This is a genomic window from Streptomyces tailanensis, assembly GCF_008386495.1.
GTDB lineage: Bacteria > Actinomycetota > Actinomycetes > Streptomycetales > Streptomycetaceae > Streptomyces > Streptomyces tailanensis.
Genome location: NZ_VTHJ01000001.1, coordinates 173,326 through 198,729 on the forward strand (window position 1 = coordinate 173,326; position 25,404 = coordinate 198,729).

Annotated in this window: 26 protein-coding genes; 19 read left to right on the top strand and 7 right to left on the bottom strand. The window is 70.4% G+C overall.

Annotated elements, in window-relative coordinates:
- Nucleotides 1-90: 90 nt before the first annotated feature.
- On the bottom strand, nt 91-1,416 hold the full coding sequence (locus tag F3T56_RS00785) for a DUF2252 domain-containing protein (protein WP_149822669.1): 1,326 nt from the start codon (nt 1,414-1,416) through the stop codon (nt 91-93).
- Between the two features lie 204 nt (nt 1,417-1,620).
- On the opposite strand from F3T56_RS00785, the gene dnaE reads away from it, so the two are divergent.
- Entirely contained in the window at nt 1,621-5,160 is a 3,540-nt protein-coding gene (gene dnaE / locus F3T56_RS00790; RefSeq protein WP_149822670.1) for a DNA polymerase III subunit alpha, read from the top strand.
- A gap of 87 nt (nt 5,161-5,247) precedes the next feature.
- Here the strand turns inward: dnaE and F3T56_RS45970 are convergent, their stop codons facing one another.
- Nucleotides 5,248-5,412 carry a hypothetical protein gene (locus tag F3T56_RS45970; RefSeq protein WP_172638748.1) on the bottom strand — a complete coding sequence of 55 codons (165 nt, stop codon included), beginning with the start codon at nt 5,410-5,412 and terminating at the stop codon, nt 5,248-5,250.
- 243 nt (nt 5,413-5,655) lie between these two features.
- Here F3T56_RS45970 and F3T56_RS00795 point away from each other — a divergent pair, with 243 nt between their 5' ends.
- The 4 genes from F3T56_RS00795 (at nt 5,656) to F3T56_RS00810 (ending at nt 9,712) form a co-directional block, all read left to right on the top strand.
- Complete coding sequence (locus tag F3T56_RS00795; RefSeq protein ID WP_149822671.1) at nt 5,656-6,867, top strand: NYN domain-containing protein; 1,212 nt, start codon at nt 5,656-5,658, stop codon at nt 6,865-6,867.
- Between the two features lie 167 nt (nt 6,868-7,034).
- Complete coding sequence (locus F3T56_RS00800; RefSeq protein WP_246203310.1) at nt 7,035-8,060, top strand: ABC transporter ATP-binding protein; 1,026 nt, start codon at nt 7,035-7,037, stop codon at nt 8,058-8,060.
- Between the two features lie 106 nt (nt 8,061-8,166).
- The gene (locus F3T56_RS00805) at nt 8,167-8,991 is read left to right on the top strand and encodes an ABC transporter permease (protein WP_172638749.1); all 825 of its coding nucleotides are present in this window, start codon (nt 8,167-8,169) and stop codon (nt 8,989-8,991) included.
- Nucleotides 8,992-9,025: 34 nt separating this feature from the next.
- Nucleotides 9,026-9,712, top strand: coding sequence for a DUF2567 domain-containing protein (locus tag F3T56_RS00810; RefSeq protein ID WP_149822673.1), 687 nt, complete (start codon nt 9,026-9,028; stop codon nt 9,710-9,712).
- A gap of 118 nt (nt 9,713-9,830) precedes the next feature.
- On the opposite strand, the gene ybaK is transcribed toward F3T56_RS00810, so the two are convergent.
- The 4 genes from ybaK to F3T56_RS00830 all read right to left on the bottom strand — a co-directional run bounded on the left by ybaK (nt 9,831) and on the right by F3T56_RS00830 (nt 13,795).
- Nucleotides 9,831-10,331, bottom strand: coding sequence for a Cys-tRNA(Pro) deacylase (gene ybaK, locus F3T56_RS00815; protein WP_149822674.1), 501 nt, complete (start codon nt 10,329-10,331; stop codon nt 9,831-9,833).
- A gap of 22 nt (nt 10,332-10,353) precedes the next feature.
- The gene (locus F3T56_RS00820) at nt 10,354-11,094 is read right to left on the bottom strand and encodes an LON peptidase substrate-binding domain-containing protein (protein ID WP_149822675.1); all 741 of its coding nucleotides are present in this window, start codon (nt 11,092-11,094) and stop codon (nt 10,354-10,356) included.
- A gap of 11 nt (nt 11,095-11,105) precedes the next feature.
- Nucleotides 11,106-12,140, bottom strand: a complete 1,035-nt coding sequence (locus F3T56_RS00825; RefSeq protein WP_149822676.1) for a hypothetical protein — start codon at nt 12,138-12,140, stop codon at nt 11,106-11,108.
- A gap of 140 nt (nt 12,141-12,280) precedes the next feature.
- Nucleotides 12,281-13,795, bottom strand: coding sequence for an oxidoreductase (locus F3T56_RS00830; protein WP_246203321.1), 1,515 nt, complete (start codon nt 13,793-13,795; stop codon nt 12,281-12,283).
- Nucleotides 13,796-14,053: 258 nt separating this feature from the next.
- Here F3T56_RS00830 and hisD point away from each other — a divergent pair, with 258 nt between their 5' ends.
- The 8 genes from hisD to hisF are packed head-to-tail and all read left to right on the top strand — an operon-like array spanning nt 14,054 to nt 19,782.
- On the top strand, nt 14,054-15,379 hold the full coding sequence (gene hisD, locus F3T56_RS00835) for a histidinol dehydrogenase (protein ID WP_149822678.1): 1,326 nt from the start codon (nt 14,054-14,056) through the stop codon (nt 15,377-15,379).
- A complete protein-coding gene (locus F3T56_RS00840) occupies nt 15,376-16,488 on the top strand; it encodes a histidinol-phosphate transaminase (protein ID WP_149822679.1) in 1,113 nt (370 codons plus the stop codon). Before hisD ends, F3T56_RS00840 begins: the two co-directional genes overlap by 4 nt.
- A complete protein-coding gene (hisB, locus tag F3T56_RS00845) occupies nt 16,485-17,078 on the top strand; it encodes an imidazoleglycerol-phosphate dehydratase HisB (RefSeq protein WP_149822680.1) in 594 nt (197 codons plus the stop codon). Before F3T56_RS00840 ends, hisB begins: the two co-directional genes overlap by 4 nt.
- On the top strand, nt 17,075-17,239 hold the full coding sequence (locus F3T56_RS45975; RefSeq protein WP_172638750.1) for a hypothetical protein: 165 nt from the start codon (nt 17,075-17,077) through the stop codon (nt 17,237-17,239). Before hisB ends, F3T56_RS45975 begins: the two co-directional genes overlap by 4 nt.
- Entirely contained in the window at nt 17,236-17,880 is a 645-nt protein-coding gene (hisH, locus tag F3T56_RS00850) for an imidazole glycerol phosphate synthase subunit HisH (RefSeq protein WP_425473529.1), read from the top strand. The genes F3T56_RS45975 and hisH overlap by 4 nt, the downstream gene beginning before the upstream one ends.
- The gene (priA, locus tag F3T56_RS00855) at nt 17,880-18,620 is read left to right on the top strand and encodes a bifunctional 1-(5-phosphoribosyl)-5-((5-phosphoribosylamino)methylideneamino)imidazole-4-carboxamide isomerase/phosphoribosylanthranilate isomerase PriA (protein WP_149822682.1); all 741 of its coding nucleotides are present in this window, start codon (nt 17,880-17,882) and stop codon (nt 18,618-18,620) included. Before hisH ends, priA begins: the two co-directional genes overlap by 1 nt.
- Nucleotides 18,617-19,030 carry a RidA family protein gene (locus tag F3T56_RS00860; protein ID WP_149822683.1) on the top strand — a complete coding sequence of 138 codons (414 nt, stop codon included), beginning with the start codon at nt 18,617-18,619 and terminating at the stop codon, nt 19,028-19,030. Before priA ends, F3T56_RS00860 begins: the two co-directional genes overlap by 4 nt.
- Nucleotides 19,027-19,782 carry an imidazole glycerol phosphate synthase subunit HisF gene (gene hisF / locus F3T56_RS00865; protein WP_149822684.1) on the top strand — a complete coding sequence of 252 codons (756 nt, stop codon included), beginning with the start codon at nt 19,027-19,029 and terminating at the stop codon, nt 19,780-19,782. Before F3T56_RS00860 ends, hisF begins: the two co-directional genes overlap by 4 nt.
- Nucleotides 19,783-19,851: 69 nt before the next feature.
- Here hisF and F3T56_RS00870 read toward each other — a convergent pair whose 3' ends face one another.
- Nucleotides 19,852-20,487, bottom strand: a complete 636-nt coding sequence (locus F3T56_RS00870; protein WP_149822685.1) for a TIGR03085 family metal-binding protein — start codon at nt 20,485-20,487, stop codon at nt 19,852-19,854.
- A 168-nt stretch (nt 20,488-20,655) separates the two neighbouring features.
- Here F3T56_RS00870 and hisI point away from each other — a divergent pair, with 168 nt between their 5' ends.
- From hisI to trpC, 6 genes are all read left to right on the top strand, one after another.
- Complete coding sequence (hisI, locus tag F3T56_RS00875; protein ID WP_149822686.1) at nt 20,656-21,111, top strand: phosphoribosyl-AMP cyclohydrolase; 456 nt, start codon at nt 20,656-20,658, stop codon at nt 21,109-21,111.
- An 11-nt stretch (nt 21,112-21,122) separates the two neighbouring features.
- Nucleotides 21,123-22,628 carry an anthranilate synthase component I gene (locus tag F3T56_RS00880; protein ID WP_149822687.1) on the top strand — a complete coding sequence of 502 codons (1,506 nt, stop codon included), beginning with the start codon at nt 21,123-21,125 and terminating at the stop codon, nt 22,626-22,628.
- 25 nt (nt 22,629-22,653) lie between these two features.
- A complete protein-coding gene (locus F3T56_RS00885) occupies nt 22,654-23,298 on the top strand; it encodes a TIGR02234 family membrane protein (RefSeq protein ID WP_149822688.1) in 645 nt (214 codons plus the stop codon).
- 173 nt (nt 23,299-23,471) lie between these two features.
- A complete protein-coding gene (locus F3T56_RS00890) occupies nt 23,472-23,744 on the top strand; it encodes an HGxxPAAW family protein (RefSeq protein ID WP_149822689.1) in 273 nt (90 codons plus the stop codon).
- Between the two features lie 76 nt (nt 23,745-23,820).
- Nucleotides 23,821-24,279 (top strand): DUF2752 domain-containing protein, encoded by a 459-nt coding sequence (locus F3T56_RS00895; protein ID WP_149822690.1) that lies wholly within the window; start codon nt 23,821-23,823, stop codon nt 24,277-24,279.
- Between the two features lie 218 nt (nt 24,280-24,497).
- A complete protein-coding gene (gene trpC / locus F3T56_RS00900) occupies nt 24,498-25,307 on the top strand; it encodes an indole-3-glycerol phosphate synthase TrpC (RefSeq protein WP_149822691.1) in 810 nt (269 codons plus the stop codon).
- The last annotated feature ends 97 nt before the right edge of the window (nt 25,308-25,404 follow it).

Below are 25,404 nucleotides of genomic sequence, written 5' to 3' on the forward strand. Positions count from 1 at the left end.
AAGGGATCCCTAAAAGGCATCAAAGGGCCCTGTGGAAAGCCTTACAAGCCAGGGACCCCTTACAAACCGGGGTCCTTACAAACCGGGTCCTTACAAGCCAGGGATCCGGCCGTTGCGGAACAGGTCCACGAAGATCTGGTGGTCCGCACGCGCGCGTGCCCCGTAGCTGTGGGCGAAGTCCACGAGCAGGGGCGCGAAGCCCTCCTCGTCGGCGGCGATCGCCGCGTCGATGGCCCGCTCGGTGGAGAACGGCACCAGCGACTGCCCGGTCAGATCGTCGGCCGCCGCGTGCATCGTGGCCGTGGCCCGGCCGAGGTCGGCGACGACCGCCGCGATCTCCTCCGGGTCGTCGATGTCGCTCCAGTCCAGGTCCACCGCGTACGGCGACACCTCGGCGACCAGCTGACCCGCGCCGCCCAGCTCGGTCCAGCCCAGCCACGGGTCCGCGTACGCCTGGAGGGCGCGCTGGGAGATCACCGTGCGGTGGCCCTCGTGCTGGAAGTAGTCACGGATCCGCTGGTCCGTGATGTGCCGGGAGACGGCCGGGGTCTGGGCCTGCTTGATGTAGATCACGACGTCGTTCTCCAGCGCGTCGCTCTGCCCCTCCAGCAGGATGTTGTACGACGGCAGTCCCGCCGAGCCGATGCCGATGCCGCGGCGGCCGACGACGTCCTTCACGCGGTATGAGTCCGGGCGGGTCAGCGAGGACTCCGGCAGCGTCTCCAGATAGCCGTCGAATGCGGCCAGCACCTTGTAGCGCGTGGCCGCGTCCAGCTCGATGGAGCCGCCGCCCGGCGCGAAACGGCGCTCGAAGTCACGGATCTCGGTCATCGATTCGAGCAGCCCGAAGCGGGTCAGCGAGCGGGCGTCGCGCAGCGCGTCGAGCAGCGGCCCCTGGGCGGTGTCCAGCGTGAACGGCGGCACCTCGTCCCGCTTGGCGCCCGTCGCTATGGCGTGGACCCGCTCGCGGTACGCGCCCGCGTACACCTGCACCAGCTCCGTGATCTGCTCGTCGCTGAGTGCCTTCGCGTACCCGATCAGCGCCACGGAGGCGGCGAAGCGCTTCAGGTCCCAGGTGAAGGGGGCGACGTAGGCCTCGTCGAAGTCGTTCACATTGAAGATCAGGCGGCCCGTGGAGTCCATGTACGTGCCGAAGTTCTCCGCGTGCAGGTCGCCGTGGATCCACACGCGCGAGGTGCGCTCGTCGAGGTAGGGCCCGGAGGCCTTCTCCTCGTCGAGATCGTGGTAGAAGAGGCAGGCCGTGCCGCGGTAGAACGCGAAGGCCGAGGCCGCCATCTTCCGGAACTTCACGCGGAACGCGGCCGGGTCGGCGGCCAGGAGCTGGCCGAAGGCGGTGTCGAAGACGGCGAGGATCTCCTCGCCACGTCGCTCGTCGTTGAGCTGCGGAACCGACATCGCTGGGTGCCTCCTGGAGGATCACGGGTGGGTCAGCTTCTGAACGTCCGAAGGTACGCGGGAGTGCCCGCGACTCCTCCATGAAGGTACGGGGGAGACCCCTCGCGGTGTCAGTGCCGAGGCATAGACTTCGATGCTGTCCCCCAGACTGTCCGCAGCCCGTGGGGAAGTTGTTCACGCCTGTTTCCCTGGGAGGCCGAAACCGTGTCAAAGCCGCCGTTCACGCACCTGCACGTCCACACCCAGTACTCGCTGCTGGACGGTGCCGCGCGGCTCAAGGACATGTTCAACGCGTGCAACGAGATGGGCATGACCCATATCGCCATGTCCGACCACGGCAACCTCCACGGGGCCTACGACTTCTTCCACTCCGCGCAGAAGGCCGGCGTCACCCCGATCATCGGCATCGAGGCGTACGTCGCCCCCGAGTCCCGGCGCAACAAGCGCAAGATCCAGTGGGGCCAGCCGCACCAGAAGCGGGACGACGTGTCCGGTTCCGGTGGTTACACCCACAAGACGATCTGGGCGGCGAACAAGACCGGCCTGCACAACCTCTTCAAGCTCTCCTCGGACGCGTACGCCGAGGGCTGGCTGCAGAAGTGGCCCCGCATGGACAAGGAGACCATCGCCCAGTGGTCCGAGGGGCTCATCGCCTCCACCGGCTGCCCCTCCGGCGAGCTGCAGACCCGTCTGCGCCTCGGCCAGTTCGACGAGGCACTGAAAGCAGCCGCCGAATACCAGGACATCTTCGGCAAGGACCGCTACTTCCTGGAGCTGATGGACCACGGCATCGAGATCGAGCACCGAGTGCGTGACGGTCTGCTGGAGATCGGCAAGAAGCTCGGCATCCCGCCGCTGGTGACGAACGACTCGCACTACACATACGCGCACGAGGCGACCGCCCACGACGCGCTGCTGTGCATCCAGACCGGCAAGAACCTCTCCGATCCCGACCGCTTCAAGTTCGACGGCACCGGCTACTACCTGAAGTCCACGGACGAGATGTACGCCATCGACTCCTCGGACGCCTGGCAGGAGGGCTGCGCAAACACCCTGCTGGTCGCCGAGCAGATCGACACCACCGGCATGTTCGAGGCCAAGAACCTCATGCCGAAGTTCGACATCCCCGACGGCTTCACCGAGGTCACCTGGTTCCAGGAGGAAGTCCGCCGCGGTATGGCCCGCCGCTTCCCCGGCGGCGTCCCCGAGGACCGCCAGAAGCAGGCCGAGTACGAGATGGACGTCATCATCCAGATGGGGTTCCCGGGGTACTTCCTCGTCGTCGCCGACTTCATCATGTGGGCCAAGAGCCAGGGCATCGCGGTCGGTCCGGGCCGTGGTTCCGCGGCCGGTTCGATCGTCGCGTACGCCATGGGCATCACCGACCTCGATCCGATCCCGCACGGCCTGATCTTCGAGCGGTTCCTCAACCCCGAGCGCGTCTCCATGCCCGATGTCGACATCGACTTCGACGAGCGCCGGCGCGTCGAAGTGATCCGGTACGTGACGGAGAAGTACGGCGCCGACAAGGTCGCCATGATCGGCACGTACGGCAAGATCAAGGCGAAGAACGCCATCAAGGACTCCGCGCGCGTGCTGGGCTACCCGTATGCGATGGGCGACCGGCTCACCAAGGCGATGCCCGCCGACGTCCTCGGCAAGGGCATCGACCTGAACGGCATCACCGACCCCTCCCACCCGCGTTACAACGAGGCCGGCGAGATCCGGTCGATGTACGAGAACGAACCGGACGTGAAGAAGGTCATCGACACCGCCAAGGGCGTCGAGGGCCTGGTCCGGCAGATGGGTGTGCACGCGGCCGGCGTGATCATGTCCAGCGAGCCCATCGTCGACCACGCCCCGATCTGGGTGCGGCACACCGACGGCGTGACCATCACCCAGTGGGACTACCCGCAGTGCGAGTCGCTCGGCCTGCTGAAGATGGACTTCCTGGGCCTGCGGAACCTCACGATCATGGACGACGCCATCAAGATGGTGAAGGCCAACAAGGGCATCGACCTGGAGATGCTCGCCCTCCCGCTGGACGACCCCAAGACCTTCGAACTGCTCTGCCGCGGTGACACCCTCGGCGTCTTCCAGTTCGACGGCGGTCCCATGCGCTCGCTGCTCCGCCAGATGCAGCCCGACAACTTCGAGGACATCTCCGCCGTCTCGGCCCTCTACCGGCCGGGCCCCATGGGCATGAACTCGCACATCAACTACGCCGAGCGCAAGAACGGCCGCCAGGAGATCACACCGATCCACAAGGAGCTGGAGGAGCCGCTCGAGGAGGTCCTCGCGGTCACCTACGGCCTGATCGTCTACCAGGAGCAGGTGCAGAAGGCCGCCCAGATCATCGCCGGGTACTCGCTCGGCGAGGCCGACATCCTCCGCCGGGTCATGGGTAAGAAGAAGCCCGACGAACTGGCGAAGAACTTCACCATCTTCCAGGCCGGCGCCCAGAAGAACGGCTACAGCGACGAGGCCATCCAGGCCCTGTGGGACGTGCTGGTCCCCTTCGCCGGCTACGCCTTCAACAAGGCCCACTCCGCCGCGTACGGACTGGTCTCGTACTGGACGGCGTATCTGAAGGCCAACTACCCGGCCGAGTACATGGCCGCGCTGCTCACCTCGGTGAAGGACGACAAGGACAAGTCGGCGGTCTACCTCAACGAGTGCCGGCGCATGCGCATCAAGGTGCTCCCGCCGAACGTCAACGAGTCGGAGCACAACTTCGCCGCCCAGGGCGACGACGTGATCCTCTTCGGGCTCGAAGCCGTCCGCAACGTCGGTACGAACGTGGTCGAGTCGATCATCCGCAGCCGCAAGGCCAAGGGGAAGTACGCCTCCTTCCCCGACTACCTCGACAAGGTCGAGGCGGTCGCCTGCAACAAGCGCACCACGGAGTCGCTGATCAAGGCGGGCGCGTTCGACACGATGGGGCACACCCGCAAGGGCCTCACCGCGCACTTCGACTCGATGATCGACAACGTGGTCGCGGTCAAGCGCAAGGAGGCCGAGGGCCAGTTCGACCTCTTCGGCGGCATGGGCGAGGAGGAGAGCGACGAGCCGGGCTTCGGGCTCGACGTGGAGTTCACCACCGACGAGTGGGACAAGACCTATCTGCTCGCCCAGGAGCGGGAGATGCTCGGCCTCTACGTCTCCGACCACCCCCTCTTCGGCTTGGAGCACGTGCTGTCCGACAAGGCCGACGCGGGCATCGCCCAGCTCACCGGCGGTGAGCACGCGGACGGCGCGGTCGTCACCATCGGCGGCATCATCTCCGGCCTCCAGCGCAAGATGACCAAGCAGGGCAACGCCTGGGCCATCGCCACGGTGGAGGACCTGGCGGGCTCCATCGAGTGCATGTTCTTCCCGGCGACCTACCAGCTCGTCTCGACCCAACTCGTCGAGGACGCCGTCGTCTTCGTCAAGGGCCGCCTCGACAAGCGCGAGGACGTCCCGCGTCTGGTCGCCATGGAACTCCAGGTCCCCGACCTGTCCAACGCGGGCACCAACGCCCCCGTGATCCTCACCATCCCGGCAACCAGGGTCACCCCGCCCATGGTCAGCCGCCTCGGCGAGATCCTCACCCACCACAAGGGCGACAGCGAGGTCCGCATCAGGCTCCAGGGCCCGACCAAGACGACGGTGCTCCGCCTCGACCGCCACCGGGTGAAGCCGGACCCGGCGCTGTTCGGTGACTTGAAGGTGTTGCTCGGCCCATCCTGCCTGGCCGGCTAGGCAGGGACGTGAGTGCGCGAGGGGCGCATCCGTGTGTCGGATGCGCCCCTCGGTGTACTTGGGCTGCAACAGCCCTTTACGCAGATGTCAGTTGTGACCGAAGCGCTTCTGCCGGCCCTTGCGGGCCACATCACCGGGAGTCACCTGGGTGGCACGCTGCTCGGTCTGCGACTCCATCGACGAGCGCTGGGCCTCCTGCTGGCCACGCTCGGACTGCGGCTGCTTACGCTCCTGCTTCTTGTTCTTGGCCATGGTGCTCTGCCTCCTGTGGGGGATCTAGGGGCCAGGGCCGCGACCAGATTCACATAGGCCGACAAGACACGCATGTCGGAAAATCACGGTCCGTGACGAGAGTTGTCGGCGCGTGTACCGCGATGGCGGGGGTGCTCGGCGAATACGCCACGCCGAAGATCGAGTTCCGGCCGTTAACCTCCGCGTGGTCGGGCAGACTCGAAGGAAGCCCGAAGCAAACCTCCCGGAAAGAGGGTGGATCGCGTGGACCGCTGCATCGTCCTGGTGGACGCCGGGTATCTGCTCGGCGCAGCCGCCAGCCTCCTCGCCGGGGAACCATCCCGCTCCCGCATCACCGTCGACCACACCGCCCTCATCCAGGGGCTGCGCGAACGCGCCGAGGCCGACACCGAGCGACCGCTGCTGCGCATCTACTGGTTCGACGGCGCCCCCGACCGCGTCCCGCAGCCCGAGCACCGCAGGCTGCGCGTGATGCCCCGGGTGACCGTCCGGCTCGGCGCCCTGACCCGCAGCGACGGCCGCTGGGCACAGAAGGGCGTGGACGCCGCGATGCACGCCGAGTTGACCGAACTGGCCCGCAACCGCGCCTGCTCCGACGTGGTGCTCGTGACCGGGGACGGGGATCTGCTGCCGGGCATGATGGCGGCCAAGGAGCACGGCGTCGCCGTACACCTGTGGGCGGTGCAGGCCGCCGACGGGGACTACAACCAGTCCGAGGACCTGGTCGCCGAGGCCGACGAGCGGCGGGTGCTCGACCGGGTGTGGATCACCAAGGCGGTACGGGCCAAGGAACTCGGCGGGACCTGCGCGCCGCCGCCGGTGCCGCGGCCGGAGATCGCCGCGATCCTGTCGGCGCCGCTGCCGGATTCGGCCCTCGGGACCGCCGATCGGGCGACCGGGGAGCCCGAGTCGCCCCCTGCGGGGCGTAATGGCGACGAGGAGCGGGTGCCGGCCGCGTCCAAGGGCGTACCCACGCCGAAGGACCTCGCCGCCATGCGGGGGCCCGGGGCGCATGTCGTGCAGCATCCGGCTACCGCCACGTTGCGGTGGTCCTCCGACAAGGGGTGGGTCGATCGGCCCGGGGGCGCGGCGGAGTCGCCGGACGCGGCGGCCATGCCGACGCTCGCGCAGCTCACGACGGCGGAGCAGCGGTGGGCCGATCGGGAGGAGGACATCACGACGGTGGGGGGTGACCCCTATGAGGTCGGGCAGGTGTTCGCTCGGCGGTGGATGTCCCGGCTGACCGACCAGTCGCATCTGCAGAAGTTGTCTGGGATGTATCCGCGGGTTCCTCATCGGGTGGATGGGGAGTTGTTGCGGTATGCGGCTCGGTTCGGGTTGCTCGCGCACAAGGACGATCAGATCGATGAGCATGATCGGTATGCGATTCGGGCGGGGTTCTGGCGGGAGATCGATGTGCGGACCGCGGCCGAGCATGCCCCTGCCGGGGAGTAAGCCGGTTGAGCGCCTAATAGCTCGGGGGTGCCTGTTCGTAGGGCGACTGCGGGTTGTTCGTGGCTGGTCGCGCCCACGCGGCGGAGCCGCATAGGTCACAGCCCCGCGCCCCTGAAGGGGTGACCCGGGGGTAATTCGGTGCCCGGGACCCCGTAGGCTCCTTCTTCGTGAGTACGCGTGTGGCATCGGCGAACCGGCGGAGCGGGGACGTCGTGTGTGCTGTACGCGGGCTGACGAAGACGTATCCCGCTACCCGGGGGCGGCGCGGGGTGCCCGGGACCCCCGAGGTGCGGGCCAATGATGCCGTCGGGCTTGAGGTCCGGCGTGGGGAGATCTTCGGGTTGCTCGGGCCCAATGGGGCCGGGAAGACCACGCTCGTACGGCAGCTGACCGGGCTGATGCGGCCCGATGACGGCACCGTCGAGATCCTCGGGCACGACATCGTGCGGCATCCGGAGCGGGCCTCGCGGATCCTCGCGTATCTGGGGCAGGAGTCGACCGCGCTCGATGAGCTGACCGTGGCGCTCGCCGCGGAGACCACCGGGCGGCTGCGCGGGCTGGAGGTACGGCAGGCGCGGGCCGAGCGGGATGCCGTGCTGGAGGAGCTGGGGCTCACCGCGCTGGCGTCGCGTCCGCTGAAGAAGCTGTCCGGCGGGCAGCGGCGGCTCGCCTGTTTCGCCACCGCGCTGGTCGGGGAACGGCCCCTGCTCGTGCTGGACGAGCCGACCAGCGGAATGGACCCGGTGGCCCGGCGGGCCGTGTGGGCCGCTGTCGACCGGCGGCGCGCCGAATCCGGCACCACCGTCCTGCTGGTCACCCACAACGTCATCGAGGCGGAGACCGTACTCGACCGGGTCGCCGTCCTCGACAACGGGCGGGTCATCGCCTGCGACACCCCGGCCGGGCTGAAGGAGCAGGTCGCGGGCGAGGTCCGCGTCGAGCTGGTGTGGCGGGAGAAGGCCCCGCTGGACATGCCCGAGGTCGCCGCGCTGCGTCCGCGTGCCGTGGAGTCCGGGCGGCGCTGGTCGCTCCGTCTCGCGCCGGAGGAGGCGCGCGCGGTGGTGGCCACCGTCACCGGCGGCGCCGCCTTCGTGGCGCTCGACGACTTCACGCTCGCCACGCCGAGCCTGGAGGACGTCTACCTGGCGCTCGGCGGCAGCGCGGGCAGCGCACAGGGGCTGGTCAAGGGGTGAGGAACGCGCGTGTGAGCCGGAGAACAGTCGGTGCGGGTGTGAACGGCAGGGCTGCCGCAGCCGTACGAAAATGGGCGACAGCCGAAGCGAAGGGGAGCAACTCGACGTGAGTGTCGTACCCGCCGAGGTTCTGCCGGGCAGTGTCCTGGCCGTAGAGGAGCGCGTGAAGCGTGGAGCCGCCGAGCTCGGGCCCCGTGCGCGGCTGTGGCCGGCGCTCTGCGCGGTGTACCGGGCGCAGCTCTCGCGGGCGCGGGTCGCGCGGATCCCGCTGCTGTTCGTGGCCACCTTCCAGTCGATCGGGATCATGATCCTGATGCGCGGGGTGGTGGACGGCGGGGCCGAGGCGCGGGCCGTCGTCGCCGGTTCGTCGGTGCTCGTCGTCGCCTTCGTCGCGCTGAACCTGCTGGCGCAGTACTTCGGGCAGCTCCGGTCGAGCGGGGGGCTTGATCACTACGCGACGCTGCCCGTGCCGCCCGCTGCCGTCGTGCTGGGCGCGGCCGGGGCGTACGCCTCCTTCACCGTGCCCGGGACCGTGGTCACCGCCGTTTTCGGATGCGTGCTCTTCGGGCTGCCGCTGGCCCACCTCTGGGTGCTCGCCCTGGTGATCCCGCTCGCCGGGGCCGCGCTCGCCGGGCTCGGCGCCGCGCTGGGCCTGCTCGCGCCGCGCCCCGAACTCGCCACCGTGCTCGGGCAGTTGGGGATGTCGGCGGCGCTGCTCCTTGGCGTGCTGCCGGCCGACCGGATGCCGGGCCTCATCCAGTTCGCCCGTGATCTGCTGCCCTCCACGTACGGGGTGGAGGCCTTCGCCCGTACGTTCGGGCCGAACCCCGACTGGGCGTTCGTGCTTGGGGACCTCGCCGTGTGCGCGGGAGTCGGTGTCGTGTCGCTCGCGGTCGCCACCTGGGCGTACCGGCGGGCCGCCGTCCGGTGACGCGCCGCACAGCCGCGCCTGGCACGATGTCAGAGTGACCGCACCGTTTTCGCCGCCTCCGCCGCCGCACCATCAGCCTCCGGACGACCCCTGGGCACCGCCGCCCGCCGGGGGCGGGGGCGGGGGCGCGGTGCCCGATGCGTACGCGCAGGGCGGCTCCGGGACTGATTCCGATCCTGGTCCCGGTCTGGCGAGCGAGCTGATCACGGCCGCCGTCGTCACAGTCGTCATGGCGGTGCTCGGGGGCGTACTGCTCGGACTTCTGTGGTGGTGGCTCGCGCCGCAGGTGCCGCTCGTCTCCGACGGGTCGGCGGTCTACCTCAAGGAGACCGAGGGCGAGCAGGCCGCCGGGGTCGACGGAACGTTCACGCTGCTGGCGCTGGGGGTCGGGGCGCTGAGCGCGCTCGTCGTGTTCCTCGTGCGCCGGAGCGGGGGTGTGCCGCTGGTCGTCGCGCTCACGGTGGGTGGGCTGCTGGGTGCGGTGCTGGCGTGGCGGCTCGGGGTGTGGCTCGGGCCCGAGACCGATGTCGCGGCGCGGGCGAAGGAAGTGGGGCAGGGGGTGACGTTCTCGGCGCCGCTGAAGCTGAGTGCGAAGGGTGCGCTGTTGGCTTGGCCCTTGGCCGGGGTACTCGTCCACCTCGGGCTGACCGCGCTGTTCGGGCCGCGGGACCCCGATCCGTACGAGGAGCACCAGCCGTACGGTTCACCGCCGGCCGCGTAGGGGACCTTTTTCGCCCCCGCCGCCCCTACCCGTCCCATCCCCAGGGGCGGCTGCCCCTTCGACCCACCCGCACCCGCCGAACAAACCGCGCCCCGCGAGCTGGAAGGCGTGGCGGGGGTCACGCGCGGGCGATGGGCGCGGATACCGCTTCCGTGAGTTTCGTGAGGTCCGCGGGGGCCAGTTCGACCTCCAGCCCGCGCCGGCCCGCCGAGACGCAGATCGTCTCGTGGGTGTCCGCCGACGCGTCCAGGACCGTGCGGAGCTTCTTGCGCTGGCCCAGGGGGGAGATACCGCCCCGGACGTACCCGGTGGTGCGTTCGGCGAGGGTCGGGTCGGCCATCGCCGCGCGCTTGCCGCCCACAGCCGTGGCCAGGGACTTCAGGTCGAGGGAGCCGGCCACCGGGACCACCGCGACGACCAGCGCGCCGTCGACGTCCGCCACCAGCGTCTTGAAGACCCGCTCGGGGGACACCCCCATCGCCTCGGCGGCCTCCTCGCCGTAGGAGGGGTGGGAGGGGTCGTGCTCGTAGGCGTGGACGGTGAACTCCACGCCCGCCGCCGTCAGGGCCACGGTCGCGGGCGTCCCCCCGGCCTGCTGCTTCTTCGACTTCTTCGCCATCGGCCTTCTCGTGTCGTGTATGTCAGTTGAGGCTCGTCGGGCCCCGCGTCAGCTCCGACGCGGGCAACGACGGCAGACTACGGATGATGGCGGTCTCGGCGCGCAGGAGTTTCAGCTCGTCGCGCAGCCGGGACGCGGTGTCGGGGGCCTGGAGAAGCCGCTGCTTGGCCGGGGTGTCGAGCATCATCGCCGCGGCCACCAGATACGAGACGACGGCCGGCTCGTCCGGCAGGTCCGCCCCCGTCGACAGCGACCGCTCACGCGCGCCCGCCAGCCGCTTCTGGTACTGGCGGAAGGCCCGCAGCACCCCCTCCGCGAGCGCGCCCGCCTCGTCGCCGGCGTTCTCCGGGAGCTCCTCCAGCTCCGCCACCAGGAACGGACCGGAGGCGTCCACCGAGAGCAGCCGCACCCGGGTCGTACCGGTCGCGAGAACCTCGTACGTGCCGTTGTCGCGCTCCCGGATGGTGGCCGCGTCCGCGATACAGCCCACGGAGTGGAACGCCTTGACCGGGTCGTCGCCGAACCCGGCGGTCGGACCGCGCTCGGGCAGCGCCGTCGGATCGGGCATGCCGGGTGCGCTCGGCGCGACCTCGTGGCCGTCGCGGATGGCGACGACGGCGAAGCGGCGTGGTTCGTCCTCGGGGGTTTTCAGCAACTCGCGCATCATGGCGCGATAGCGCTCCTCGAAAATGTTCAGAGGTAGCACGAGCCCCGGGTACAACACCGAGTTCAGGGGGAAGAGCGGCAGCCGGACGGTGGTCACGAGGCCAGAGCCTAATGGTCCGCGGGGTGCGTGTGTCTGTTCGTACTTGTTTGTGATCTTCTTCTTCGCGCCCGCAGCGGCATCGAGGACGCCACCTCCAGCCGTACGCCGTCCCGCAACTCCAGGAACTGGCCCAGCGGATCGTCCGAGACGCGGTCCCAGGGGAACGACGTGGCGTACGGGCCGATCATGCGCAGCTGGGTCAGGGCGTCCGGCCAGCGTTCCAGGCGTACGAGGACGTAGGTGAGGAGGTTGCGGACCTCCGCCGGCCACGGGTCGCCGGGCGCGTACTCGGCGGAGAGCGCGATCGCCCGGTCCGCCGCCTCGTCCAGACGGGCGCGAGGCACTTCGGCCCCGCCGCCCTCGGTGAGGTAGGAGAACACCGCCCGGACCGGAAGCGCCTGCACGAGCGAGCCCGGCAGCGCGTCCTCGGCGGCCCGTTCGGCGAAGTCGAAACACTCGGCGTGCGAGCCGTACCAAGATGCCGAGAGGTACTTGAGAGCCGACACATGGCAGCCGTAGTGGTGCGGCGAGCGGCGGACGGCCTCCGCCCACAGCTGTTCGAAACCGGTGTGGCCGAGGCCCGTGCCCCGGGCGTGGTCGAGCGCGATCCGCCACGGCACCGGATCATGCGGCTCGCCCTCGGCGGCCGCCGTGATCAACGGGCCCGCCTCGCGGAGCAGCTCGACCCGGGCCGGCGAGTGCCAGCCCTGGGCCACCGCCAGCTGGGCCTTGATCAGCAGGACGTCCGGGCCGTGCGGAGCGGCGCTCTGCCAGGTCCGCAGCCACGCGTCGCGCGAACGGGCGAAGGAGGCGAGCCGCGAGACGTACCGGTCGCGGTTCTCCCACTCGGCGGCCTCCCGGGTCGTCCCCAGGAGCTTGGCCGCGGGCGTGTGGTCACCCCGGCCCGCCGCCACCAGCGCGGGCCCCAGCCGCTCGTCCGGCGCGTCGAGCAGCACCTCGTCGTCGGCGGGCAGCCCGACGGCGAGCCCCGAGGTATGACGCGCCATCCGGGCCGTACGGATGAGCGCACGCAGCACGTTCATACGGCGCGGGGTACCTCCTTGCGCCTGAGCCGGCGCCGCTCTCGCGGGCCGGGTTGCTCGCCGTCGTGGTTTCACAATTGATGGTTTCGGTAGCAAGACGACGGGAAGGCGAATCAGGTTGTGCGCTTTCAGATTACGGTTCAGTTCCTGCTCAGGAGGCGGGTCGCGCCCGCGGCCACCGTCGTCGCGAGGATCCAGCCCAGGATGATCACCACCGCGGCCAGCCACTGCCAGCCGCCGCGCAACTGCCAGTAGCCGACCTGACCGAGGTCGATGACCGGGAGCAGCAGGTCCAGGGCGAACAGGGACGGGCTCCAGTGCGGGTGCTCGCCGCTCTTGATCGGCGGATGGTGGGCGTGCGAGAAGGCGTACGAGGTCAGCGCCCACAGCAACGCCATCCATACGGCGGCCCGGCCCGGACGGTACCCGTACGCGACCGTCCAGTCCTGCGCGTAGCCCCAGAGCTTCCCCGCGAACGGCAGGTTCTCGCGCCGGTGGCGCTGCTTGGCCAGCAGCACCTCGCGCGCGCCCTCGTCGTCGCCGCCGGTCCGCAGCACGGAGGCGAGTCGCTCGTACGGCTCCGGGCTGTACTCGGCGGTCGCCGCCGCCACCCACTCCAGCCGCTTGGCCAGCGGGAACCGGTCACGCGGTACGAGGGTCTCGTACTGGAATCCACCCATCTGGAGGTTGCCCGGGCCCGGCCAGCTGTCCGCCCTGTCGATGAGGACGCCGACGCGGGCGCCGGACAGGACGACCTTGCCGCGCTCCGGCTTCTCGCCGAGGAAGCGCAGCTCGGGCACCTGGACGCGGCGCAGGGACAGCTCCTGTGTGTCGGTGAAGGTGAAGCGAGCCCGCTCCAGGTCGACGGCGTCGCCGAACCGTCCGTCGTCCAGCCGTATCCCGCCCTCGCACACGAAGCGCTGGACACGGGTGCCGCGCGCGGGAGTGCTTCCGCTCGTGTAGAGGGGATTGCCGACGCCGGCGGGGGTCAGATAGAGGGTGCGCTCGACGGTCAGCTGGGGCGCGTTGAGGGCGCGTTGGCCGTACGGGTTGGTGAGCCGGCTGCCGCGCAGGCTGAGCGAGGCGCCGACAGTCGCGCCGCGCAGACTCAGCTCGCCGTGCGACTCCAGCATCTCGGCCTGCACGTCCTGGGCGACGGTCAGCCCGTCCGCGGAGATCGAACGGCCGTGCCGGTCGCGGTAGACGACCGCCTGGTTGAGCAGCAGATCGGTGCCGATGTGCGCGTCCGCCAGCCGGACGCCGTTGTGGAAGCGGCAGCGCGGCAGATGCAGATCGCCCTCCGTGTGCAGGCGCGCCGCCTCAAGACGCGGTACCGAGCAGTCCACCAGCCGCACGGTGGTGAACCGGGCCTCCGGCAGCAGGATCTGCTTCTCGAACCGGCAGCCCTTCAGCTCCACGTACGGCACCACGTTGCCGCCCGCGAGCTCCAGGGTGCCCTCGATCTGGACGCCGACCATCTTCAGCGCCGACACCCGGCCCGCCAGCGCGGGCGGGCCGTCCAGCAGCAGCCAGGCCACGATCCGGGCCCGTACGGTCCGCTCGGGCCCCCAGGGATGGCCGCCGTGCGGATCGTCCACCGCGGTGTCCCCGTCACGCAGGTCGTACACGCTGCTGTTGCGGAATGCCTGCCACATGCCGGCCTCGGCGGCGGTCAGGTCGTCCGGCAGGTCCCCGTCCCGGACGCCGTCACCCTCGTCGGTCACGGCCCTTCCTTTCCTCCTCGATCACTCGCGAGTCGGTGCGTCCACCATGTATCGCACAGCTGTTCATGCCCGCTGAGTGACGCCCTGAACGCTAGACGTGAAGGTGATCTTCCGGGTTCCTTGTGCCCGGTTGTTCCAGCCACTGGAACGCTCGAACGTCAGCCGACCGACGTCTGCGAGAATTGGGCCGTGATCTCTCGAATCGATCTGCGCGGCGACGCCCTCCCGGAGGGACCCGCCCTGCGCGACCTGCTGCCCCGAGCCGACTTCGACGTCTCGGCCGCCCTGGAGAAGGTGCGTCCGATCTGCGAGGCCGTGCATCATCGGGGCGACGCGGCGCTGATCGACTTCGCGGAGAAGTTCGACGGCGTGCGCCTCACCTCCGTACGGGTCCCGGCCGAGGCCCTCACGGACGCGCTGGAGCAGCTCGACCCGGCCGTCCGCGCGGCCCTGGAGGAGTCGATCCGCCGCGCCCGTACCGTCCACCGCGAGCAGCGCCGCACCACGCACACCACCCAGGTCGTCCCCGGCGGCACGGTCACCGAGAAGTGGGTACCGGTCGAGCGTGTCGGCCTCTACGCCCCCGGTGGCCGGTCGGTGTACCCGTCGTCCGTGATCATGAACGTGGTGCCCGCGCAGGAGGCCGGTGTCCCGTCGGTCGCCCTCGCCTCCCCGGCGCAGGCCGAGTTCGACGGACTGCCGCACCCCACGATCCTCGCCGCCTGCGCGCTGCTCGGCGTCGACGAGGTGTACGCGGCCGGTGGCGCCACCGCCGTCGCGATGTTCGCGTACGGCACCGAGTCCTGCCCGCCGGCCCCCATGGTCACCGGTCCGGGCAACATCTGGGTGGCCGCCGCCAAGCGGTACTTCACCGGTGTCATCGGCATCGACTCCGAGGCGGGCCCGACCGAGATCGCGGTCCTCGCGGACGACACCGCCGACCCGGTGCACGTCGCCGCCGACCTGATCAGCCAGGCCGAGCACGACCCGCTCGCCGCCGCCGTGCTCGTCACCGACTCCGTCGCGCTCGCCGACGCCGTCGAGAAGGAGCTGGCACCGCAGGTCGAGGCCACCAAGCACATCGAGGACCGCATCCGGCCCTCGCTCGCGGGCAGGCAGTCCGCGATCGTGCTGGTCGACGGCGTCGACGAGGGCCTCCGTGTCGTCAACGCGTACGGCGCCGAGCACCTGGAGATCCACACGGCGGACGCGGCGGCCGTGGCCGAACGCGTCGTCAACGCGGGCGCGATCTTCATCGGCCCGTGGGCGCCGGTCTCCCTCGGCGATTACGCGGCCGGCTCCAACCACGTGCTCCCGACCGGCGGTTGCGCCTGCCACTCCTCCGGTCTGTCCGTCCAGTCCTTCCTGCGCGGCATCCACATCGTCGACTACACGAAGGACGCGCTGGCCGAGGTCGCGCACCACGTGGTGACGCTGGCGGAGGCGGAGGACCTGCCCGCGCACGGCGCGGCGATCAAGGCACGATTCGGCTGGAAGGTACCCGAGGGCAAGTGAGCGACGTACGTATCGACGATCTCCCCGTACGCGACGAGCTGCGCGGCAAGTCCCCCTACGGCGCGCCCCAACTCGACGTCCCCGTACGGCTGAACACCAACGAGAACCCGTACCCGCTGCCCGAGGCGCTGGTCGAGCGCATCGCCGAGCGCGTCCGGGACGCGGCGCGCAACCTCAACCGCTACCCGGACCGGGACGCGGTGGAGCTGCGGACGCGGCTCGCGGAGTACCTGACGAAGACATCCGGGTACGAGGTCGGCCTGGCCAACGTGTGGGCGGCCAACGGCTCCAACGAGGTCATCCAGCAACTCCTGCAGACCTTCGGCGGACCCGGCCGTACGGCCATCGGCTTCGAGCCCTCGTACTCCATGCACGGGCTCATCTCGCGCGGCACGGGCACCGGCTGGATCTCCGGCCCCCGGGGCGGCGACTTCACGATCGACCTCGCGGCGGCCGAGAAGGCCATCGCCGAATACCGGCCGGACGTCGTCTTCATCACCACCCCCAACAACCCCACGGGCAACGCCGTTTCGCGGGAGACCGTCCTCGCGTTGTACGAGGCCGCGCAGGCGGCCAAGCCGTCGATGGTGGTCGTGGACGAGGCGTACATCGAGTTCAGCCACGGCGACTCACTGCTGTCCCTCATCGAAGGACGGCCGAATGTCGTCGTCTCGCGCACGATGTCCAAGGCCTTCGGCGCGGCCGGACTGCGTCTCGGTTACCTCGCCGCGCACCCGGCGGTCGTGGACGCGGTCCAGCTCGTTCGGCTGCCGTACCACCTCTCCGCCGTCACCCAGGCGACCGCCCTGGCCGCCCTGGAGCACACCGACACCCTCCTCGGCTATGTCGAACAGCTGAAGCTGGAGCGGGACCGGCTGGTCGAGGAACTGCGCGCGATCGGCTACGAAGTGACCGAGTCCGACGCGAACTTCGTGCAGTTCGGCAGGTTCGAGGACGCGCACGAGGTGTGGCAGAAGATTCTCGACCGGGGCGTCCTGGTCCGGGACAACGGAGTGCCCGGGTGGCTGCGAGTGACCGCCGGAACCCCCGCCGAAAACGACGCGTTCCTCGACGCGGTACGTGAGTTGAAGAAGGAGCAGAGCGCATGAGCCGCGTAGGACGCGTGGAGCGGACCACGAAGGAGACGTCGGTCCTCGTCGAGATCAACCTCGACGGCACCGGAAAGACGGAGATCTCCACCGGGGTCGGCTTCTACGACCACATGCTCGACCAGCTCGGCCGCCACGGTCTGTTCGACCTGACCGTGAAGACCGACGGCGACCTGCACATCGACTCGCACCACACCATCGAGGACACCGCCCTCGCGCTGGGCGCGGCCTTCAAGCAGGCCCTCGGTGACAAGGTGGGCATCTACCGCTTCGGCAACTGCACGGTCCCGCTGGACGAGTCCCTCGCCCAGGTCACCGTCGACCTGTCGGGGCGCCCGTACCTCGTGCACACCGAGCCCGAGAAGATGGCGCCGATGATCGGCGAGTACGACACGACGATGACCCGGCACATCCTGGAGTCCTTCGTCGCCCAGGCCCAGATCGCGCTGCACGTGCACGTGCCGTACGGGCGCAACGCGCACCACATCGTCGAGTGCCAGTTCAAGGCGCTCGCGCGGGCGCTGCGCTACGCCTCCGAGCGCGACCCGCGCGCGGCAGGCATCCTGCCCTCCACGAAGGGCGCGCTGTGAACGGCCTGTCCACGGTTCTGATCGTCGTGGGTCTCTTCCTGATCGGCGGTGTCATCTCCTTTGTGAAGCAGCAGATGCCGAAGAGTCTCATCACGCTGTTGTCGATCGGCGCCGCGATGTGTCTCGTCGCGGGCGTCCTGAGGCTGGAGGTGTGGAATTGAGCGCCCCTTCGAAACGAGTAGTCGTCTTTGACTACGGCTTCGGCAACGTCCGCTCCGCCGAGCGTGCTCTCGCGCGCGCGGGCGCCGAGGTCGAGATCACGCGTGACTTCGACAAGGCCATGAACGCGGACGGGCTGCTGGTGCCGGGTGTCGGCGCCTTCGCCGCCTGCATGAAGGGCCTGAGGGAGGCGCGCGGCGACTGGATCATCGACCGCAGGCTCGCCGGCGGCCGCCCCGTGATGGGCATCTGCGTGGGCATGCAGATCCTCTTCGCGCGCGGCATCGAGCACGGCGTGGAGACCGAGGGCCTCGACGAGTGGCCCGGCGCGGTCGAGCCCCTCCAGGCCGAGATCGTGCCCCACATGGGCTGGAACACCGTCGACGCCCCGGCCGGCTCGGAGCTCTTCGCGGGCCTCGACGCCGACGCGCGCTTCTACTTCGTGCACTCCTACGCCGTCCACGACTGGGCCCTGGAGACGCACAACCCAGCCCTGACCGCGCCCAAGGTCACCTGGTCGACGCACGGCAAGCCCTTCGTGGCGGCCGTCGAGAACGGCGCGCTGTGGGCCACGCAGTTCCACCCTGAGAAGTCCGGCGACGCCGGAGCGCAGCTGCTGAACAACTGGATCGGAACCCTCTGATGTCTGCCAAGCCCTCCGGAAAGCTCGAACTCCTCCCCGCCGTGGACGTCCGCGACGGCCAGGCGGTCCGGCTCGTACACGGCGAGTCCGGTACAGAGACTTCCTACGGCTCTCCCCTGGAAGCCGCCCTCGCCTGGCAGCGCGCGGGCGCCGAGTGGCTGCACCTGGTCGACCTGGACGCCGCGTTCGGCACCGGCGACAACCGGGACCTGGTCGCCGAGATCACCGGGGCGATGGACATCAAGGTAGAGCTGTCCGGCGGCATCCGAGACGACGCCTCGCTGGCGAAGGCCCTGGCCACCGGCTGCACCCGCGTGAACCTCGGCACCGCCGCCCTGGAGACCCCCGAGTGGGTCGCCAAGGTCATCGCCGAGCACGGCGACAAGATCGCGGTGGGCCTCGACGTACGCGGCACGACCCTGCGCGGCCGCGGCTGGACCAGCGACGGCGGTGACCTCTACGAGACGCTGGAGCGCCTCAACAAGGAGGGCTGCGCGCGTTACGTCGTCACGGACATCGCCAAGGACGGCACGCTCCAGGGGCCCAACCTGGAGCTGCTTCGCAAGGTGTGTGCCGCGACGGACCGCCCGGTCGTGGCCTCCGGCGGCGTGTCGTCCCTCGACGACCTTCGCGCCATCGCCGACCTGGTGCCCCTCGGTGTCGAGGGCTCCATCGTCGGGAAGGCCCTGTACGCGAAGGCGTTCACCCTGGAAGAGGCCTTGGAGGCGGTAGACCGGTGAGCGACGTACGACGCGTCACGACGGGCGCGCCCTGGGAGGAGACCTTCGGCTACTCCCGGGCGGTCGAGCTGCCGAACGGCCTGGTGCTGGTCTCCGGCTGCACGTCCATAGTGCACGGCCAGATCGCCGGAGGCGGTCCGTACGAGCAGACGGTCAACGCCTTCAACGTCGCGTTCGCGGCGCTGGAGCAACTCGGCCTCGGCCGCGACGACGTCGTACGTACGCGCATGTACATCACCCATGCCCGGGACGTGGACGAGGTCGGACGCGCTCACAAGGAGCTGTTCGACTCCGTCCGGCCCGCCGCATCCATGATCATCGTCTCCGGCTTCGTGGACCCCAGCCTGGTCGTCGAGGTCGAGGTGGAGGCGTTCCGCCCCGGCGGAGAAGACGGAGAAGCCGCAGCATGACCCTTGCCGTTCGAGTCATCCCCTGCCTGGACGTGGACAACGGCCGGGTCGTCAAGGGAGTCAACTTCCAGAACCTGCGCGACGCGGGCGACCCCGTCGAGATGGCCAAGGTGTACGACGCCGAGGGCGCCGACGAGCTGACGTTCCTGGACATCACCGCCTCGTCGGGCAACCGCGAGACCACGTACGACGTGGTGCGCCGCACCGCCGAGCAGGTCTTCATCCCGCTGACGGTCGGCGGCGGCGTCCGTACCGCGGAGGACGTGGACAAGCTGCTGCGGGCGGGCGCGGACAAGGTGGGCGTCAACACCGCCGCGATCGCCCGCCCCGACCTGATCCGCGAGATCGCCGAGCGCTTCGGCCGGCAGGTACTGGTCCTGTCGGTGGACGCGCGCCGCACGGAGTCGGGCTCCTTCGAGGTCACCACGCACGGCGGCCGCAAGGGCACCGGCATCGACGCCGTCGAGTGGGCCCACCGGGCCGCCGAGCTGGGCGCGGGCGAGATCCTGCTCAACTCGATGGACGCGGACGGCACGAAGGACGGCTACGACCTGGAGATGATCGCGGCCGTCCGCCGGCACGTGACCGTCCCCGTCATCGCCTCGGGCGGCGCCGGCAAGCTCGCCGACTTCTCCCCGGCCATCGAGGCGGGCGCCGACGCGGTCCTCGCCGCCTCGGTCTTCCACTTCGGTGACCTGCGCATCGGCCAGGTCAAGGACGCGCTGCGGGAGGCGGGCCACCCCGTACGGTGACGCCTCGCTCGGCTCGAGCCCCGGTCGCCCGACGGCGGCCGGGGCATCGCCAACTGCCCAGATGAGAGCTCAGATCCCCAGCTGCTTCGTCTCGTGCAGCCGGGTGATCGCCTCCTTCTCGCCCTCCAGCTCCACATCGGCCACCTGCTGGCGCCCGTAGAGGAACAGCAGCAGCTCGGAGGGCTCGCCGGTGACCGTGACGACCGGAGCACCCCGGTGGGCCACCGCGGTCTGGCCGTCCGGGCGGCGGAGCACCAGGCCGGTGGGGGCGCCGCGGCCCATGAGGCGGGCGGTGCGCTCCAGACGGGACCAGAGGGCGTCCTGGAAGACGTGGTCGAGCTCGCGCGGGGACCAGTCGGGCTGGGCGCGGCGGATGTCCTCGGTGTGGACGTAGAACTCGATCGTGTTGGACGCCTCGTCGATCTGCTTGAGGGAGAAGGGCGAGAAACGCGGGGGACCGGTGCGGATGAGCTGGATCAGCTCCTCGTACGGCTTCGCGGCGAACTCCTCCATCACCCGGTCCAGGCGCGAGGCGAGCTGCTTGATGAGGATGCCCCCGGCGGCGTCCGGGCGGCGCTCGCGCACCACCACGTGCGCGGCCAGATCACGGGTCTTCCAGCCCTCGCACAGGGTGGGAGCCTCCGGGCCCGCGGTCTCCAACAGGTCGGCGAAAAGGAGCCGTTCACGCTTCGCATGGGTCGACATGACGCCAGCCTACGACCGGGCGGAGCGGTCCGGGCGGCCAAGGCCCCGGCGAGGCGCGACATGGGGGCCGGAGAGGTGTTCGGCGAGCACGTGGCATTTGTATGACAAGAGGGTCCGGCTTGTGGACAACGGAACGGGCACCTCGCGGCGGCGCGGCACAATGGCCGCATGACCAGCACGCCGTCCTCCAGCAGCCCCCCCAGTCCCGGAGCCCAGAGCGGCCCCGGCGCTCCCAGCGGCCTGGACCCCGAGATCGCCGCGCGCCTCAAGCGCAGCGCCGACGGGCTCCTGCCCGCCATCGCCCAGCAGTACGACACCGGTGAGGTGCTCATGCTCGGCTGGATGGACGACGAGGCACTGCACCGCACGCTCACCACGGGCCGCTGCACCTACTGGTCACGCAGCCGCCGCGAGTACTGGGTCAAGGGCGACACCTCCGGCCACTTCCAGTGGGTGAAGTCCGTCGCCCTGGACTGCGACGCCGACACCGTCCTCGTCAAGGTCGACCAGGTGGGCGCCGCCTGCCACACCGGCGCCCGTACCTGCTTCGACGAGGACGTCCTCAAAGCCGTGGAAGGCGTCGAGGGCGACGCCGATTCCGACGTACCGTCACTGGATCAGTAAGGTCAGCCGCCATGGACCTCGAGACGTTCCGCAAGCTGGCCACCGACCGCCGCGTCATCCCGGTCAGCCGCAAGCTCCTCGCCGACGGCGACACCCCGGTCGCGCTCTACCGCAAGCTCGCCGCCGAGCGCCCCGGCACCTTCCTGCTGGAGTCCGCCGAGAACGGCCGCTCCTGGTCCCGCTACTCCTTCGTGGGCGTCCGCAGCCACGCCACCCTCACCGCCCGCGACGGCCAGGCCCACTGGCAGGGCACCCCGCCCGTCGGCGTCCCCGTCGACGGTGACCCGCTCGCCGCCCTGCGCGCCACCATCGAGGCGCTGCACACCCCCCACCAGGAGGACATGCCGCCCTTCACCGGCGGCATGGTCGGCTACCTCGGCTACGACATCGTGCGCCGCCTGGAGAAGATCGGCCCCGGCGAGCGCGACGACCTCCGGCTGCCCGAGCTGACCATGCTGCTGACGAGCGACCTGGCGGTCATGGACCACTGGGAGGGCTCGGTCCTCCTCATCGCCAACGCCATCAACCACAACGACCTCGACACCGGTGTCGACGAGGCCTACGCCGACGCCGTCGCCCGCCTCGACGCCATGCAGGCCGACTTGGCCCGCCCCGTCGCCCAGCCCCCCGCGGTCCTCCCGCCCTCCGAACTGCCCGAGTACACCGCACTGTGGGGCGGCCCCGACTTCCAGGAGGCCGTCGAGGACATCAAGGAGCGCATCCGGGCCGGCGAGGCCTTCCAGGTCGTCCCCTCCCAGCGCTTCGAAACGCCGTGCGCGGCAAGCGCGTTGGACGTCTACCGGGTCCTCAGGGCGACCAACCCCTCCCCGTACATGTACCTGTTCCGCTTCGACGGCTTCGACGTCGTCGGCTCCTCCCCCGAGGCCCTGGTCAAGGTCGAGGACGGGCAGGCCATGGTCCACCCCATCGCCGGCACCCGGCACCGTGGGGCGTCCCCGCAGGAGGACCAGGCCCTCGCCGACGAACTCCTCGCCGACCCCAAGGAACGCGCCGAACACCTCATGCTCGTCGACCTGGGGCGCAACGACCTGGGGAGGGTCTGCGAGCCGGGCTCGGTCGAGGTCGTCGACTTCATGTCCGTCGAGCGGTACTCCCACGTCATGCACATCGTGTCCACCGTCACCGGCCGGGTGGCGGCGGGCCGTACGGCCTTCGACGTGCTGACCGCCTGCTTCCCCGCCGGCACCCTATCCGGAGCCCCGAAGCCGAGAGCCATGCAGATCATCGACGAGCTGGAGCCCTCCCGCCGAGGCCTCTACGGCGGCTGCGTCGGCTATCTCGACTTCGCGGGCGACTCCGACACGGCCATCGCCATCCGCACGGCCCTGCTGCGCGACGGCACGGCGTACGTCCAGGCCGGCGCCGGCATCGTCGCCGACTCCGACCCCCTCGCCGAGGACACCGAATGCCGCAACAAGGCGGCGGCGGTCCTGCGCGCGGTCCACACGGCGAACCGGCTCGGACAAGAGGGCGCGTCTCACGTGAACCCCGAGTGACGGCGACCCCGGTGCGCAGGCGATAGTGGAGTACGTGACCGCTGTACCTCATCCCCGTTCCGAACCCGCGTTCGTCCGCTCCGGGCGGCGCAGCCTCGCCCTGGCGCTGCTGAGCGGCGCGCTGGGCGCGGCCGTGGCGCTGCTCGCCTCCCGGCAACTCTGGTCGCAGGGCACCGCCTCGATCGCGGGCGGCGCCTTCCCGCTGACCGCCAAGGGCAGCGACGTCACGGGTGTGCCGGCCGCCCTCGCCATAGTGGGCCTCGCCGCGCTCGTCGCCGTCTTCGCCGTACGCCGGTCGGGGCGCATCCTGGTGGCCGTCCTGCTCGCGCTCTCCGGCGCGGGCACCATCGCGGCGGCGCTGCTCGGCGCCTACGACAGTTCGGCGCTCGACGACAAGGCCGCCGAGGCCTCCGGCGACACCTCCGCGACGGTCGACGCGCTCAGCCACACCGGCTGGCCGTATGTCGCGGCGGCCGGCGGGGCGCTCATCCTCCTCGCGGGGCTGCTCGCACTCCGCTACGGGCGGCTGTGGCCCGCGATGTCCGGCCGCTACGAGCGCGACGGCACCCCCCGGCCGCGCAAGGCCAAGCCCGTCGACCCGGACCGGCCCGAGGACATGTGGAAGGCCCTCGACCGCGGTGAGGACCCCACGGGCCCGGATCCGGCATAGGCCGTACGACCGTCCGTCCGCCCCCTCCGTGACGGGCGGCACATGACCCCCACTCACGGCACGCGCCTGAGATACGGGACAATGGGCGGCGAGCGTCCACTCATCACGCGCTCGAGCGAAACCCACGAGCGGAACGCATCGAGCACCACGCATTCAGCAACGAGGAGTAAGACATGGCGGGCAGCAGCCACGGTCACACCCCGGCCGCCTGGACCGGCGTCACCATCGCCTTCATCGGTTTCTGCGTCTCGGGCGCCTACATGGTGATGGCCAAGCCGCTGGGATTCTGGGCCGGCATGGTCATCGTGGTCCTCGGCGGTGTCGTCGGCATGATCATGAAGGGCATGGGCCTCGGCCAGCCGAAGGACGCGCACGCCGTGTACCACCAGGCTTCCGCCAAGAGCAGCGAGGTCGTGACCCCCGAGCCTGCGGTCGCCAAGGGCTGACTTCCGTCGAGGGGCGGTCCGGCGCCGATACCGCCGGACCGCCCCTCGCGCGCGTGTGCGGACCGCGCGGTGCAGAATGCGGTGTGTGAACGCCGAGACCCAGCCCGTCGTGCCGCCGCCGCCCACCCCCGCGGTCGGCGGTGTGCTGCGACGCCTGTGGGTGCCCGCCGGGGTGCTCACGGCCGTCGGCGCGGCCTTCGCGTACGTCGCCGCCGTGGACCCCAACGAGCCCGGCCACTACCCGGTCTGCCCGCTCTGGCGTTTCACCGGCCTGTACTGCCCCGGATGCGGCGGTCTGCGCAGCGCGCACGCCTTCGCGCACGGGGACATCGCGACCGCTCTCACCAGTAACGTGCTGGCCGTGGCCGGATTCCTGGGCTTCGCGGTGCTGTGGACCGTATGGGTGGTCCGTGAGGTGCGCGGACGGCCGATGCACGTCGCCCTCGGCCCTCTACAGCTGTGGACGCTAGGCACGTTGGCGCTGGTCTTCACCGTTGTCCGGAACCTTCCGTTCGGAGGCTGGCTCCACCCTTGATCGAATGGCGAACGTCCAGGATGGGGGCACCTCCCACCCGAGGCGAGAGAAGCTGGTTCGAGGGTGGGGGAGGGACCGCCGACAGCCGGATGCGAGAGCTGCGCCCCGCTCCGGATACCATCGCAGTGAACTGCCAGAACCGGAGAACCGCTCGACTGTCAATACTTGGCTGTCAAACGTTGTCACCGATCGCAACCGTCTGAAAGGGGGCCGCTCGCGTGAGTGTGCTCGACGAGATCATCGACGGAGTCCGTGCCGACCTCGCGGAGCGGCAGGCGCGCGTCAGCCTCGACGAGCTCAAGGAGCGCGCGGCGAAGGCTCCCGCGGCCAAGGACGGCGCGGCCGCCCTGCGCGGTGACGGCGTCAAGGTGATCTGCGAGGTCAAGCGTTCCAGCCCCTCCAAGGGCGCGCTCGCCGCGATCGCCGACCCGGCCGGCCTCGCGGCCGACTACGAGGCGGGCGGCGCGGCGGTCATCTCCGTCCTCACCGAGCAGCGCCGCTTCGGCGGCTCGCTCGCCGACCTGGAGGCCGTTCGCGCCCGCGTGGACATCCCCGTCCTGCGCAAGGACTTCATCGTCACCTCGTACCAGCTGTGGGAGGCGCGGGCGTACGGCGCCGATCTGGCCCTGCTGATCGTCGCGGCCCTCGACCAGTCGGCGCTGGAGTCGTTGATCGAGCGGGCCGAGTCCATCGGGCTCACCCCGCTTGTCGAGGTGCACGACGAGGACGAGGTCGAGCGGGCGGTGGACGCCGGCGCCCGGGTGATCGGTGTCAACGCGCGCAACCTCAAGACGCTCGAGGTCGACCGCTCGACGTTCGAACGGGTCGCCCCTGAGATCCCCGACTCCATCGTCAAGATCGCCGAGTCCGGCATCCGCGGGCCGCACGACCTCATCGCCTACGCCAACGCCGGCGCTGACGCGGTTCTCGTGGGCGAGTCCCTCGTCACCGGCAAGGACCCCAAGACCGCGGTCGCCGACCTCGTCGCCGCGGGCGAGCACCCGGCGCTGCGGCACGGCCGGGGCTGACCGGGCATGACCGACCGCGCCGCCGCCATCACCACCACTGCCGACCGGCCGGGGTCCGACCCGGCCGGGGCGACGGGGTGTGCGGGGGCGGCGGTCC

Coding starts and splice junctions, on each gene's coding strand:
- hisF (WP_149822684.1), top strand. CDS start 19,027: ATGACCCTTGCCGTTCGAGTCATCCCCTGCCTGGACGTGGACAACGGC.
- priA (WP_149822682.1), top strand. CDS start 17,880: ATGTCTGCCAAGCCCTCCGGAAAGCTCGAACTCCTCCCCGCCGTGGAC.
- ybaK (WP_149822674.1), bottom strand. CDS start 10,331: ATGGCGAAGAAGTCGAAGAAGCAGCAGGCCGGGGGGACGCCCGCGACC.
- F3T56_RS00785 (WP_149822669.1), bottom strand. CDS start 1,416: ATGTCGGTTCCGCAGCTCAACGACGAGCGACGTGGCGAGGAGATCCTC.
- F3T56_RS00880 (WP_149822687.1), top strand. CDS start 21,123: ATGGACCTCGAGACGTTCCGCAAGCTGGCCACCGACCGCCGCGTCATC.
- hisI (WP_149822686.1), top strand. CDS start 20,656: ATGACCAGCACGCCGTCCTCCAGCAGCCCCCCCAGTCCCGGAGCCCAG.
- F3T56_RS45970 (WP_172638748.1), bottom strand. CDS start 5,412: ATGGCCAAGAACAAGAAGCAGGAGCGTAAGCAGCCGCAGTCCGAGCGT.
- F3T56_RS00895 (WP_149822690.1), top strand. CDS start 23,821: ATGCGGTGTGTGAACGCCGAGACCCAGCCCGTCGTGCCGCCGCCGCCC.
- F3T56_RS00830 (WP_246203321.1), bottom strand. CDS start 13,795: ATGTGGCAGGCATTCCGCAACAGCAGCGTGTACGACCTGCGTGACGGG.
- F3T56_RS00825 (WP_149822676.1), bottom strand. CDS start 12,140: ATGAACGTGCTGCGTGCGCTCATCCGTACGGCCCGGATGGCGCGTCAT.
- F3T56_RS00890 (WP_149822689.1), top strand. CDS start 23,472: ATGGCGGGCAGCAGCCACGGTCACACCCCGGCCGCCTGGACCGGCGTC.
- hisB (WP_149822680.1), top strand. CDS start 16,485: ATGAGCCGCGTAGGACGCGTGGAGCGGACCACGAAGGAGACGTCGGTC.
- F3T56_RS00870 (WP_149822685.1), bottom strand. CDS start 20,487: ATGTCGACCCATGCGAAGCGTGAACGGCTCCTTTTCGCCGACCTGTTG.